At 71.1% G+C, this 13,681-nt stretch carries 10 protein-coding genes; 7 read left to right on the plus strand and 3 right to left on the minus strand.

The genetic code is table 11. From position 1 onward, the window contains the following. Positions 1-367 precede the first annotated feature (367 nt). Positions 368-817: a PTS sugar transporter subunit IIA gene (locus ACWD26_RS32295; protein ID WP_451275503.1), complete on the plus strand. Its 450-nt coding sequence runs from the start codon at positions 368-370 to the stop codon at positions 815-817. Between the two features lie 77 nt (positions 818-894). Further along, positions 895-2,565 (plus strand): phosphoenolpyruvate--protein phosphotransferase, encoded by a 1,671-nt coding sequence (gene ptsP / locus ACWD26_RS32300; RefSeq protein WP_451275504.1) that lies wholly within the window; start codon positions 895-897, stop codon positions 2,563-2,565. Positions 2,566-2,627: 62 nt separating this feature from the next. Here ptsP and ACWD26_RS32305 read toward each other — a convergent pair whose 3' ends face one another. Then, positions 2,628-3,536: a hypothetical protein gene (locus ACWD26_RS32305; protein ID WP_451275505.1), complete on the minus strand. Its 909-nt coding sequence runs from the start codon at positions 3,534-3,536 to the stop codon at positions 2,628-2,630. An 81-nt stretch (positions 3,537-3,617) separates the two neighbouring features. Then, complete coding sequence (locus ACWD26_RS32310; RefSeq protein WP_451275506.1) at positions 3,618-5,585, minus strand: acetoacetate--CoA ligase; 1,968 nt, start codon at positions 5,583-5,585, stop codon at positions 3,618-3,620. Between the two features lie 213 nt (positions 5,586-5,798). On the opposite strand from ACWD26_RS32310, the gene ACWD26_RS32315 reads away from it, so the two are divergent. Further along, positions 5,799-8,165, plus strand: coding sequence for a glycoside hydrolase family 31 protein (locus ACWD26_RS32315; protein ID WP_451275507.1), 2,367 nt, complete (start codon positions 5,799-5,801; stop codon positions 8,163-8,165). Positions 8,166-8,211: 46 nt separating this feature from the next. On the opposite strand, the gene ACWD26_RS32320 is transcribed toward ACWD26_RS32315, so the two are convergent. Beyond that, positions 8,212-8,748: an NUDIX domain-containing protein gene (locus tag ACWD26_RS32320; protein WP_451275508.1), complete on the minus strand. Its 537-nt coding sequence runs from the start codon at positions 8,746-8,748 to the stop codon at positions 8,212-8,214. A gap of 256 nt (positions 8,749-9,004) precedes the next feature. Here ACWD26_RS32320 and ACWD26_RS32325 point away from each other — a divergent pair, with 256 nt between their 5' ends. The 4 genes from ACWD26_RS32325 (at position 9,005) to ACWD26_RS32340 (ending at position 13,672) form a co-directional block, all read left to right on the plus strand. Continuing rightward, positions 9,005-9,430: a Zn-ribbon domain-containing OB-fold protein gene (locus ACWD26_RS32325; RefSeq protein ID WP_451275613.1), complete on the plus strand. Its 426-nt coding sequence runs from the start codon at positions 9,005-9,007 to the stop codon at positions 9,428-9,430. Beyond that, complete coding sequence (locus ACWD26_RS32330; RefSeq protein WP_451275614.1) at positions 9,427-10,617, plus strand: lipid-transfer protein; 1,191 nt, start codon at positions 9,427-9,429, stop codon at positions 10,615-10,617. Before ACWD26_RS32325 ends, ACWD26_RS32330 begins: the two co-directional genes overlap by 4 nt. Before the next feature lie 102 nt (positions 10,618-10,719). After that, positions 10,720-12,336, plus strand: a complete 1,617-nt coding sequence (locus tag ACWD26_RS32335; RefSeq protein WP_451275509.1) for an EAL domain-containing protein — start codon at positions 10,720-10,722, stop codon at positions 12,334-12,336. 550 nt (positions 12,337-12,886) lie between these two features. Next, positions 12,887-13,672 carry an MIP/aquaporin family protein gene (locus tag ACWD26_RS32340; protein ID WP_451275510.1) on the plus strand — a complete coding sequence of 262 codons (786 nt, stop codon included), beginning with the start codon at positions 12,887-12,889 and terminating at the stop codon, positions 13,670-13,672. Positions 13,673-13,681 lie beyond the last annotated feature (9 nt).

Consider the following 13,681-nt stretch of genomic DNA (forward strand, 5'->3'; position numbering starts at 1 on the left):
TCTGGCGTTGATTTTTGGCACGCTGTTGAGTTCTCAAGGAACGGACGCTTCCTTTGTACTCACCCGAGTCACTCTCGGGCTTTCCTCCGGGCGCTCCCCTTCGGTGTTCCAAACTCTATCAGTGTTTTTCCGGCCTCTTAGCCACCATCCTGCAGGCATGCAGAAGATGACCCCGAGATAGGATCTGAACAAGTTTGGTGCTGCCGGGCTCAGACACAAGGTGCCGCTTGCCCTCAGGCAGGTCTACGACTGTACATGGGGCCGCCGAGCAGGTGCAAATCACTTGGCGGGGTGGTCTAGACCTCTAATCCGGAGCTATGGTGCGGAACGGGTACTTCATCTGACTCTCCACCCTGGGAGGCTTCCCATGACCACCGTGACGTCCCCTCTTGCCGGACGGGCCATTGGACTGGCCGCCGTACCGGACCCCGTGTTCTCGGGAGCGATGGTCGGCCCCGGCACCGCGATCGACCCCGTGCGCGAGGCAGGGGAGGCGGTCGCGCCCGTGGAGGGGGTCATCGTCTCGCTGCACCCGCACGCGTTCGTCGTGGTCGATGGTGAGGGGCACGGTGTACTGACGCACCTCGGTATCGACACCGTGCAGCTCAACGGTGAGGGCTTCGAGCTGCTCGTCAACAAGGGCGACACCGTGCAGCGCGGTCAGGCCGTGGTGCGCTGGAACCCCGCCGACGTCGAGGCCGCGGGCAAGTCCCCGATCTGCCCTGTCGTGGCCCTGGAGGCCACGGCCGACTCCCTCTCCGAACTTCGCGAGGACGGCGAAGTGAAGGCGGGCGACACCCTCTTCGGCTGGCAGTGACGGCCCAGCCGTACCGGACCACAAGTTCCACAACCACCGCGGTGGCGGGGCCCGCCGCACTAACGGAGACAGGTGAGATGGAGACAACGCTGCGAGGCGTCGGTGTGAGCCACGGTGTGGCGATCGGCGAGGTTCGGCACATGGGTACGGCGGTGCTGGAACCGCCGGCCAAGCAGATACCGGCTGAGGACGCGGAGCGGGAACAGGGGCGCGCCCGTAAGGCCGTGGACGCGGTGGCCGCCGACCTGATGGCGCGCGGCAATCTGGCCGGGGGCGAGGCCCAGGCCGTGCTGGAGGCCCAGGCCCTGATGGCTCAGGATCCCGAGCTGATGGCGGATGTGGAGCGACGTGTAGCCGTGGGGAGCACGGCGGAGCGTGCGGTCTACGACGCGTTCGCCGCGTACCGCGCTCTGCTGGCGGGTGCCGGCGAGTACCTCGCGGGTCGGGTGGCCGACCTCGATGACGTGCGGAATCGTATCGTCGCCCGGCTGCTCGGGGTGCCGATGCCGGGTGTGCCGGACAGTGACGAGCCGTATGTCCTCATCGCTCGTGACCTGGCGCCGGCGGACACGGCGTTGCTCGACCCGACCCTCGTCCTCGGTTTCGTCACCGAGGAGGGTGGGCCGACCAGTCACAGCGCGATTCTGGCGCGGGCACTCGGGGTGCCGGCCGTGGTGGCCCTGCCCGGGGCCGGGGAGCTTGCCGAGGGCACGGTCATCGCTGTGGACGGCAGTACCGGTGAGATCTTCGTGAACCCCAGTGCGGAGAAGAAGGCCGAGTTGGAGGCCGCCGCGGCGGCGCGGAGGGCAGCTCTGGCCGCTTCGAGCGGGCCGGGGGCCACCTCTGACGGGCACAAGGTTCCGCTGCTGGCCAATGTCGGTGGTCCCGCTGATGTGCCCGCGGCCGTGGAGGCCGGGGCCGAGGGGGTCGGGCTGTTCCGTACCGAGTTCCTCTTCCTGGACGACAGCAAGACGGCGCCGTCCGAGGAGAAGCAGGTCGAGGCATACCGGCAGGTGCTGGAGGCCTTCCCCGAGGGGCGTGTGGTCGTGCGGGTGCTCGACGCCGGCGCCGACAAGCCGCTGGACTTCCTGACCCCGGCCGACGAGCCGAACCCGGCGCTCGGTGTGCGCGGGCTGCGGACGCTGCTCGACCACCCCGAGGTGCTGCGGACGCAGCTGTCGGCGCTCGCCAAGGCCGCCGAGGGTCTGCCGGTCTACCTCGAGGTCATGGCGCCCATGGTGGCGGACCGCACGGACGCGAAGGCGTTCGCCGACGCGTGTCGGGAGGCGGGGTTGCGGGCGAAGTTCGGTGCCATGGTGGAGATCCCGTCGGCGGCGCTGCGGGCTCGGTCGATCCTGCAGGAGGTCGAGTTCCTGTCGCTAGGGACCAACGACCTCGCGCAGTACACGTTCGCGGCGGACCGACAGGTGGGGGCGGTGTCCCGGCTGCAGGATCCGTGGCAGCCCGCACTGCTCGACCTGGTCGCGCTGTCCGCCGAGGCGGCGAAGGCCGAGGGCAAGAGCTGTGGTGTCTGTGGTGAGGCGGCTTCGGATCCGCTGCTCGCTTGTGTGCTGACCGGTCTGGGTGTCACCTCTCTGTCCATGGGCGCGGCGTCGATTCCGTATGTGCGGGCCACGCTGGCCAAGTACACGCTGGCGCAGTGCGAGCGTGCCGCGGCTGCCGCGCGAGCGGCGGACACGGCCGAGGAGGCACGCGGCGCGGCGCAGGCGGTGCTGTCGGGCGAGTAGCGTCGCGACGAGCGCTTGCGGCCGAGGGACGCTCCACCTGTGGGTGGAGCGCCCCTCGCCGTTCAGTGCGTGTGTCCGTCCGTGGCCGCGCCTCCCTGGCGGAGGTCGTCTCCGAGGTCGGGTGGGGTGCAGTAGTCGACGCCGGATTCCGGGGAGACGAGGTCTCCCGATTCCATGTCGGTGCAGTAGGCGTCGAAGACCTCTCCCGCGGTGAGGGGTTCGAGGCCGTCGCCGCGCAGGCGCCAGCCGTAGACGCGGTCGGTCGCGTCCGGGGCGGTGGTGCGCATGACGAGTCCACCGGGGCTTCGGGTGGCGATGCCGAGGGCCAGGACCGTGGCGAACTGCAGGGCTTCGGACTCGTCCAGGTGCGTGGCTCCTTCGGCGTTCTGGTCGGCGTGGAGGACGGCGGCGAGTGCTTGGGGTTTGGCCGAGACGCTGCACACGAGGTGGCGCTCGCCGGGGTCCGCGGTGTCGAGGATGCGCCGGAGCAGGTGCATGGCGCGGGAGAAGGCGGCGCGTCCGATGTCCTCGCCGCAGGAAGCGCAGTCGCCGATCTGGGCGAGGAGTGTGGTGGCGTACTCCCAGGTGGCCAGGCGGACGGCTTCGTCGATCAGGTCGGGGACGAGCTCGGCGAGGGGCTGTCCCTCGTACGGGATGCTGGCGCCCGTGGAGGCGAGTTCGGCGGTGAAGCGGGTGCGGCTGGACGGGGTGTCCGGTTCGAGGCCGGTGTCGGCGCAGAATTCGGCGTACTCCTCCGGGTCGAAGAGAGCGACCATGGTGTGGTTGCCCTGCGCGGCCAGTGTCTTGAGCAGGGCTTCCACTTGTCGGAGGTAGGCCGTGTGGTCGTCGAAGGCGAAGCTGCGGTAGCGCCGCATCGCGGTGAAGTCGTGCTCGTCGGCCAGCAGGCCGATGGTGCCCGCGATCTCGCGGCGCAGGACCCTTCGCATGCTCTGGTGGCTGGTGTGTGCCATGTCTTCCCCCTGTGCGAGCAGTCGATCAATGCTCACTCACAGTAACCGTCGCGACTGACAACGCCGGTTGGTCGAGGGTGATCAGGCTCGTTCGCGGGCCAGGTCCTCGTAGAAGCGCAGGAGGTCGAGGTTGTCGATGGAGCCGGGGTTGACCGCCTCCTCCAGGGGAGTCCCCTGGAGGAGGCGTTTGACGGGGACCTCGATGCGTTTGCCGGTGAGGGTGTGGGGGACGCCGGGGACTTCGATGACCTCGTCGGGGACGTGGCGTGGGGAGAGCTGTTCGCGGATGGTCTGCTTGATGCGGTTGAGGAGGGCCTCGTCGAGTGTTGCTCCTGGGGCGAGTTGGACGAAGAGGGGCATCCAGTAGCCGCCGTCGGGCTGTTCGATGCCGATGACGAGGGATTCCTTGATTTCCGGAAGGCGTTCGACGGCTTCGTAGATGTCGGCCGAACCCATGCGGACGCCTTGGCGGTTGAGCGTGGAGTCGGAGCGGCCGTGAATCACGACGGAGCCGCGTGCGGTGAGGGTGATCCAGTCGCCGTGGCGCCAGACGCCGGGGTACGTGTCGAAGTAGCTGTCGTGATAGCGGGTGCCGTCGGGGTCGTTCCAGAAGCGGATCGGCATGGACGGCATGGGGTTGGTGACGACCAGTTCGCCGACCTCGTCGATGAGGGGTTTGCCCCTGGGGTCCCAGGACTGGAGGTCGGTGCCGAGGCCGGGGGCCTGGAGTTCCCCGATGTGGACCGGGAGGGTGGGGACGGCTCCCGCGAAGCAGGAGCACACGTCGGTGCCACCGCTCACGGAGGCGATCCAGAGGTCTTCGCGGACCTCGTCGTGGAGCCAGCGGAAGCCGTCGGGCGGGAGCGGGGAGCCGGTGGTGCCTACGCACTGGACGCGGGAGAGGTCGTAGTCGCGGCCCGGGTGGATGTCGGCCTTGCGGCAGGCCATGACGTACGCGGCGGAGGTGCCGAAGAGCGTCGCGCCGGTGCGTTCGGCGACGCGCCATTGGGCGCCGGTGTCGGGATGTCCGGGGCTGCCGTCGTACAGGACGACCGTGGTGCCGGTGAGGAGGCCGGAGACGAGGAAGTTCCACATCATCCAGCCGGTGGAGGTGTACCAGAAGAAGCGGTCCTCAGGGCCGAGGTCGCAGTGCAGGCCGAGTTGTTTGAGGTGTTCGACGAGGATGCCGCCCTGGGACTGGACGATGGCCTTGGGGAGGCCGGTGGTACCGGAGGAGTACAGCACCCACAGGGGGTGGTCGAACGGGACCTGTTCGAAGGTCGGCTCCACGTCCGCGGAGGTCAGGGCGGGCCAATCCAGGGCGCCTTCGGGAGCTTCGGTGCCGAGCAGTGGGATGTGGACGACGGCGCGCAGGGTGGGCAGTTCTCGGCGGAGTTCGGCGACGACGTCGCGGCGGTCGTGTTCCTTGCCGCCGTAGCGGTAGCCGTCGACGGTGAACAGGACGACGGGTTCGACCTGTTGGAAGCGGTCGAGGACGCTGCGGGCGCCGAAGTCCGGGGCGCAGGAGGTCCAGACGCCGCCGACGGCGGCTGTGGCGAGGAGGGCGACGACGGCCTCGGGGATGTTCGGGAGGTAGCCGCTGACGCGGTCTCCGGGGCGTACGCCGAGGGCGCGCAGTTCGGCGGCGAGGGAGCCGACCTGACGGCGTAGTTCGGACCAGGTCACCGGGCGGGGTTCGTGGGTCTCGTCGACGTGGAGCAGGGCCGGTTCGTCGGCGCGGTCGTCGGCCGCGCGGAGAGCGTGTTCGGCGTAGTTGAGGGTGGCTCCGGGGAACCACTGGGCGCCGGGCATGGTGCGATCGCCGAGCACGCGCGCGTAGGGGGTGGTGAACCGTACGTCGAACCACTCGGTGACGGCTTTCCAGAACGTCTCGAGTTCGTCGACGGACCAACGGTGCAGGGCCGGGTATCCACCCTCGGCGGGGGCTCCGTGGTGCTCGGCCGCCCAGGACTGGAATCGGGTGATCTGGGCCCGCGCGATGCGTTCCGCGTCGGGCTGCCAGAGCGGCGAGGGGTTCGCTGTGGTCATGGGGCGGCTCCCGGACTGTGCGCGTCGTGTGCGTCGGGCGCGCACGGGCAGGGGTGTGCGCGTGACGCGGCTGACACGGACGATGCCATGTGATCGACTTCCGCACCAGGGTGTGCCGTAGATGGTCCGGTGCGTGAAGATGCGCCACCACCAAGGGTGAACGGAAGTTGAACGGCTCACACGAATGGCCCGGTCAATGGCAGGGTGAGCGGCATGGACGGTCGTGACCTGGTGCGTTGGGTGAAAGCGGTCGGTTCGGCGGGGGCGGCGCAGGGGCTGCGCACCGTACGGGCCGCATGGCGCAGGAGGCGTGCCGACGCCGCGGGGTTGCCGGCGCGGGGCGCCGAGCGGGCCCGGGTGCCCGGGCCCGTGGTGGGTGTGGAGCCGGGGCCCGGCGGCGGGATCGTCCGGTTCAGCCGGTCCGAGCTGCGGGTGACCGTGGACGTGAACGGAGCGGTCTTCTGGGGCTGGGACGGGGCGGGGCCGGAGCCGTCGTACGCGCTCGCGGGCCGGTGTCCTGAGCCGGATCCGCGGGCTGTTCTGGAGCCGGACAAGGACGGGGCCTGGCGGGTCGTGGCCGAGCGCGTGACGGTCGTCGTGTCGCGGCACGGAGCCGTCGAGGTGCGTACGCCCGGTGGGGTGACGCTGCGGCGTGATCTGCCGCCCCGCTGGTGGGAGCCGGTCGGCGGGGGCGAGGGGCGGTGGGTGCAGCGTTCCGAGGTGGCGGCCGACGCGCGGTTCTTCGGTCTGGGTGGGCGCGCGGACGGGCCCCGGCTGCGTGGCGGAACGTATCGGCTGTGGAACACGGATCCCGCTCACCCGTTCGCGCCCGGCGACGATCCGCTCTACATCACGATGCCGGTGCAGATGGTGGTGGCGGACGCGGCCACGCATCTGGTGTTCCACGACACGACGTGGGACGGGACCGTGACGCTGCGCGAGGGCGAGGAGGGCGCGGGCTCGGGGCACGACCGGGCCGGGACGTCCGAGCTGCGGATGGACGGCGGTCCACTGCGCTGCTGGGTGATAGTGGGGACCCCCGCGCGCGTGCTGCACGCCTGGGCCGCGCTCACGGGGGCTCCCGCGCTGCCGCCCGCGTGGGCGTTGGGGCATCACCACGCGCGGTGGGGCTTCGGGAGCGAGCAGGAGGTACGGAGGATCGTCGCGGGCTACCGGGAGCACGGTCTGCCGCTCGACGCGGTGCACCTGGACATCGACCACTATGACGCCCATCAGGTGTTCACGGTCGACGCCGAGAACTTCCCGAAGCTGCCGGACCTCGCCGACGAGCTGCGCCGCGACGGGATCCGACTGGTGTCGATCGTCGACGCGGCGGTCAGGTCTCAGCCGGGCAACGCGGTGTACGACAGCGGCATGGCCGAGGACGCGTTCGTGCGGGACTCCGTCGGGCGAGTCGTGGAGGGTGTCGTGTGGCCTGGGGAGTCGGTCTTCCCGGACTTCACGCGTGCGCGTACGCGCGCGTGGTGGGGCGGTCTCTACGAGGAGCGGCTGGCGCAGGGTTTCACCGGGTTCTGGCACGACATGAACGAGCCGACGTCGTTCACGGCGTTCGGGGAGAACACGCTCCCCCGGTCGGTCCGGCACGATCTGGAGGGCCGGGGCGGTGATCATCGCGAGGCGCACAACGTGTACGCGCTGTGCATGGCACGCGCCGGCTACGAGGGGCTGCGTGAGCTGGTGCCCGGGGAGCGGCCGTTCGTCTTCTCGCGCTCCGGGTGGGCCGGTATGCAGCGCTACGGCGGGACGTGGTCCGGGGACGTGGCGACGGGCTGGCCCGGGCTGAGGGCATCGCTGTCGCTGGTGCTGGGGCTGGGTCTGTGCGGGGTGCCGTATTCGGGTCCGGACGTGGGCGGGTTCGACGGGAGCCCGTCGCCCGAGCTGTATCTGCGATGGTTCCAGCTCGGCGCCTACCTGCCGCTGTTCCGTACGCACGCGAGTCTGCGGGCGGGGCGCCGGGAGCCGTGGGAGTTCGGCGGCGAGATCGTCGAGCACGCGCGCGTGGCGCTCGTCGAGCGGCGGCGGTTGCTGCCGTACTTCGTGACGTTGGCCCATCTGGCGCGGCGTACGGGGGCGCCCTATGTGCGCCCGCTGTGGTGGAACGCGCCCGAGGACCGGACGCTGCGGGACTGCGAGGACGCCTTCCTGCTGGGTGACTGTCTGCTGGTGGCGCCGGTGCTGGACCCGGGCGCCGACCGGCGGGCGGTGCAGTTGCCGCAGGGGCGCTGGTACGACACGGTGACCGGGCAGGCGTACGAGGGGCCGGGGCAGGTGCTGTTGGAGGCGCCCCTGTCACGTGTGCCGGTACTCGCGCGCGCGGGTGCCGTGGTGCCGGTCCGGGGCGCCGACGGCGGCCTGGAGCTGGAGGTGTGGGCACCCGCGCACGGGCGGACGGGGGGCGGGCTCGTGGTGCCGGACGCGGGCGACGGCTGGGACGAGCCGGAGGTCGAGCGTTACACGGCGCGTTGGGAGGGGCGGCGTGTGGTCGTGGAGCGGGACGGGGACGAGGGTCCGGTCGAGCCTTCGTATCCCGTGCGGGTGCGTGGGCTCGACCGGGCGTGAGCCTGGTTCCGGCTCGGAGGTGGCCTCGGCACGGACGTGGCCCAGCTCAGACGTAGCGGCCGTCGAAGAACGCCTGTACGGCCAGGGTGTGCAGGGGGAAGGCGAGTTCGGTGGGTCTGCGCAGCAGGTGCCAGCCCTCCGTCTCGTCCGTGGCGGCGGGCGGCGGCAGGTTCGCGGCCGGGCGCTCCGGGAGCATCCCGAACAGGAGCAAGTGGCCGTCGGGTGAGCTCATGGCGTCGGCGAGGCGCACGTCGCGGTCGGCCGCGCAGATGCCCGTCTCCTCCTTGAGTTCCCGGACGACGGCGTGCCGCCAGTCCTCCCGGTGGTCGATGAAGCCGCCGGGCAGGGCGGTTCCCCCGCGCGCGGGGGCGATGGTCCGTGTGATCACGACAAGGGCCGTGCCCTTGGTGTCGTACACGGGCTGGAGGGCCACCGCCACGGGGAGCGGATTGCGGTAGGCCACGGTGCGGCAGGCGTCGCAGGTTCGGGGCCAGCCGGAGACGCCCTCTCCGTAGGGCGCTCCGCAACTCGAACAATGCGAGTCGGGTGCGGAGTTGGCGGTTGGGTGTTGATTCGCGGACACGCGGCGGACTGTATCCGATCATCTGCTGGTCGTCTTACCGGGGCGGCTCATTGCGCCACTCCGCCGCGTGGCCGAAACGGAGAGGGACGGCCGGAACCACCCCCGTGGGCCCCGGCCGCCCTCCCGATACTCCGACGCCGGACGGGGCCCGTTGGTTCTCCTGCGACCTGCCCAATTCGGATCGGCCGTGCCACACTCCTGACGGGCCATCAGATTCACTTGCCGGGGAGGCGCTTTGTCCCGAAGTCGCACACCTGTGGTCGCCGGCTGGTTCACCGGGGAAGGCGAGGGGTTCCGTCTGCTGGGCACCCGCTGTTCGGCGTGCGCCTCGGTGTTCTTCCCTCGCGAGGACGCCTTCTGCCGCAATCCGGGCTGTCCGGGCGGTGACCTGCGCGAGATTCCGCTGTCGCCACGGGGCCGTGTGTGGTCGTACACCGACGGCCGGTACCGGCCTCCGTCACCCTACGTGTCCGATCCGGAACTTCCGTGGGAACCGTACGCGTTGATCGCTGTGGAACTGGCCGCGGAGCGCCTTGTGGTGCTGGGACAGGCGGTTCCCGGGGTCACCGTCGACGATCTGGCGGTGGGCATGGAGGTGGAGGTCGTCCCCGGTGTCCTGAACGAGGACGCGGAGACGACCTGGACGACGTGGCACTGGCGGCCGACGGGGGTGACGGCATGACGGGCGAGGTGGCGGTGCTCGGCGCGGGCATGCACCCGTGGGGCAAGTGGGGAAGGAGTTTTCTCGAGTACGGGACGGTGGCCGCGCGGGCGGCACTGGCGGACGCGGGGCTCGACTGGCGGGACGTCGGCTCGGTCGTCGGCGCGGACACCGTGCGTGGCGGTTATCCGGGGTATGTGGCCGGGGCGACCTTCGCGAAGGCCCTGGGCTGGCAGGGCGCCCGGGTGACGAGTGTGTACGCCGCCTGCGCGTCCGGGGCACAGGCGGTGGGCACCGCACGGGCGCAGATCCTCGCCGGTCTCGCGGACGTGGTGCTCGTCGTGGGTGCGGACTCGGCTCCGAAGGGGTTCTTCCGGCCTGCGGGCGGGGACCGGGCGGACGATCCGGACTGGCTGCGTTTCCGGGTCCTCGGGGCGACCAATCCGACGTACTTCGGGCTGTACGCGCGGCGGCGGATGGCGGTGTACGGGGACACTCCCGAGGACTTCGCGCGGGTCAAGGTGAAGAACTCCGCGTTGGGGGCGCTCAATCCGTACGCGCGCTATCGCAAGCGGGTCACCGCCGAGGAAGTCGCGGCCTCCGCCGTCGTGGCCGATCCACTGCGGCTGCTGGACATCTGTGCGACCTCGGACGGAGGGGCGGCGCTCGTGCTGTCCAGCATGGAGTTCGCGCGGGGCCACGGTGTGGCCGAGCCCGTGCGGATACGGGCGGTGTCCACGGTGACGCCCCGCTATCCCAACACGGTGCTGGACCTGCCGGACATCGCGACGGACTCGGCGGTCGCCGTGGCGCCGCCGGACGAGACGTTCCGGTCGTCGATCGCGCGGGCGGCGTACGAGGAGGCGGGCATCGGGCCCGACGATCTCTCGTTCGCCGAGGTCTACGACCTGTCCACGGCGCTGGAGTTGCAGTGGTACGAGGATCTGGGGCTGTGTGGCGAGGGCGAGGCCGCGAAGCTGTTGCGGGACGGCGTGACGGCGCCGGGCGGGCGAATACCGGTGAACGCCAGCGGAGGGCTGGCCTCCTTCGGGGAGGCAGTTCCGGCTCAGGCTATCGCCCAGGTGTGCGAGCTGGTGCGGCAGTTGCGGGGCGAGGCGACCGACCGGCAGGTCACGGCGGCGCGGGTGGGTATCAGCGCCAACCAGGGGCTGTTCGGGCACGGGTCGGCGGTGATCGCGGTTCGGTGATCCTCGGGCAGGTGTGCGTACGCGCTGTGACAGCGTGGGAAACCCGCGTGAACAGCTCATGAATCGCGTTCGGGTCCGTGTCGGCGGAGCCATCATGCTCCCGTGCACTCCTGGTCGGACACGCTCCGCTTCGCCTTCCAGCCGATCGTCAATTTGACGACCGGAGGGGTCTCGGCGCTGGAGATACTCGCGCGTCCGGAGGCCGGTGACGTCCTCGCGGAGGCCCGCCGGGACCCGGAACTCGACGGCATGCTCGCCGCGTCGGCGATCCGGGCCGCGGCACTCCGGGAGACCCTGCTGCCCCTGCATGTGAACGTCTTCGCCGCGACGCCGGCCGACCTCGGCGGTCTGGCCGCGCTGCGTGACGCCGTACGGGAAGCGGGACGGCTGCCGTGGGAGGTGACCGTCGACATCGTGCCTCCGTACACGCACGTGCCGCGGCCGGCGCTGCTGGAGGCGGTGTCCGCGCTCCGGGGCGAGGGGTTCCGGATCTGCGCGGACGGGGTCGGCGACGGTGACGTACCGCTGCGGTTGCTCGTGGATCTCGGGCCCGACATGGTCAAGCTGGACGCGTCGTTGCTGGCGCGGCCCGCGGCGGTACGGGCCATGCGGACGCTCTGCGACCATGTGGGCGGGCTGCTGTCGGTCGAGGGGGTCGAGACGGAGGCGCAGTGTGCGGCCGCCGTGGAGGCGGGCGCGCAGTTGGCGCAGGGCGAGTTGTTCGCGCCGCCCGCGCGGCTGCCCGCTGCCGACGTGTACGTGCCGTCTCTCTCCCCCGTGGTCTCGGCACCCGTGTCGGGGCCTTCGGTACGGCAGTTCCTGCGGCCGGCCGCCCTGCTGCCCGTGACGGCTTCGGCGGGTGAGGTACGGGCGTTGCTCACCGGTGCGCCCGAGGTGTCCGGGGTGCTGCTCGTGGACGGCTCCGGCAGGCCGGTGCGGTCGGTGCACAGGTCGCGGTTCCTGCTGTCGCTGTCGGGGCGCTACGGGCACGCGTTGTACGCCGACCGGCCGGCCGTCAGGCTCGGAGACCAGCCGCGTACGGTCGGGGTGGACGCCACGGCGTGGGAGGTGCTCGACGTAGTCGCGGTCGGGGACCGGGACCGTACGTCCGACGACGTCGCGGTGGTCGACCGGGTCGGGCGGTGCGTGGGGGTCGTACGGCTGGCGGACCTTCTGCGGGCGCTCGCGGAGAGCCGGGTCGAGGAGGCGGCGGGGCTCAACCCGCTGACCCGGCTGCCCGGTTCGGACGCGGTCACCGGCGAGGTGGACCGGTGGATCGCGGACGGTCGGGTGTTCGCGCTGAGTTGGCTGGACGTCGATCATTTCAAGCAGGTCAACGACGGGGCGGGGTTCGCTGCCGGGGACGAGCTGATCCGGTCGGTGGGGCGGCAGTTGCAGCACGCCGCGTCCGGTGCGACCCGGGTGGGCCACATCGGCGGTGACGACTTCCTGTTCCTCGCCGAGCCGGACGGGCTCGAGCCGCTGGCTGAGGCGATGCTCGACACGCCCTGGTCCGCCGGCGGGCACGCGGTGACGCTGTCGCTGGCCACCGTCGTGTGTACGCCCGGCAGCGTCAGGGATCACCGGCAGGCCGCCGCGCGCCTGGCGCCGCTGAAGAAGGCCGCCAAGGCGCTGGGCGGGGGCAGCTGGGTGCTGGGGCGGGCCGGGGCACCGGGCCACGAGGTCCTGCGGGGAGCCGAGGCAGTGGCGGCGGGGTAGGGCGGGAGACACCCGGACAGGCCCGTGGGCGGGCAGCAGTCCCGATCTCACACGCTCGGCACAGCACCACTCACCACGCGCGGCTCAGCGTCGCCCGATACGGCGGCCATGGGCGGCAGTTCTCACCGTCGTCGCCCGATACAGCGGCGATGGCGGGCGGCAGCGTCACCGTCCCCGCTCGTCTGGCCGCGGCCCCACCACGCCGGGCCTCAGGTCGTGCGGGGGCGCACACGCCCCCACGCGGGCGTGTGCGCCCCGTAGCCGCCCCCAACCATTGCCGTCCTTGTTCTTGACGCCCCCTGGGTGCCGGTGAACACTTCCGGTGTCGGTCGGCATCGCCGCATTCGGGCGTCTTTGTGCACCGCGCCGCTCGGGTTCCCCGCCTGCGCAACGGGCCATCCCCCACGGGCGATTCGGCTGCGACGGCACGCTCGTCACGGACGCCGGGCGGGGCGCGGGACCTCCCTGCCTTCGGCTGAAGTAGCCATGGGAACGCACCCTGCACGGAAGGTCCGGGGTCGATCACTCCGGGCCGGGCCTAGGAGCCGCCATGAGCAACGGAGACATATTCGTCGGTGAGGTCATCGGTACGGCGATCCTGATTCTCTTCGGTGCCGGTGTGTGCGCCGCCGTCACTCTCAGGCTCTCTAAGGCGAGGGCATCGGGCTGGATCGTGATCGCGTTCGGCTGGGGCTTCGCCGTGCTGGCGGGCGCCTACACCGCCGCTCCCCTGTCGGGCGGACACCTCAACCCGGCGGTGACGCTGGGGATCGCGGTCGACACGGAGACATGGGACAAGGTCTGGGTGTATCTGCTCGGCCAGATGGTCGGCGCGATGCTCGGGGCGGTCCTCGCCTATCTCGTCTACCTGGCGCAGTTCCAGGCGAACGTCCGCGAGGAGGGCACCACGGAGGGCACGGCGAACGAGCCGACGCCGACCCTCGGGATCTTCTCCACCATCCCGGAGATCCGGAATCCGGCCGCCAACCTGATCACGGAGATCATCGCGACGATCGCCCTGGTCCTGCCGATCCTCGCCTTCGGACGGAACACGGGCATCGGCATCGGCCAGATCCCCGGCGAGGAGGCCGGGATCTACGGCTCTGGCATCTCGATCCTGCTGGTCGCGTTCCTGGTCGTCGGCATCGGTCTCTCCCTGGGCGGGCCCACCGGCTACGCGATCAACCCCGCCCGTGATCTCGGCCCGCGCCTCGTGCACACCTTCCTGCCGATCCCGAACAAGGGCACCTCCGACTGGGGTTACGCCTGGATACCGGTCGTCGGCCCGCTGGTCGGCGGGGTTCTCGCGGGTCTCATCTACAACGCAGCCTTCTGACGCAACCGA

The sequence above is a fragment of the Streptomyces sp. NPDC002787 genome, assembly GCF_053592095.1.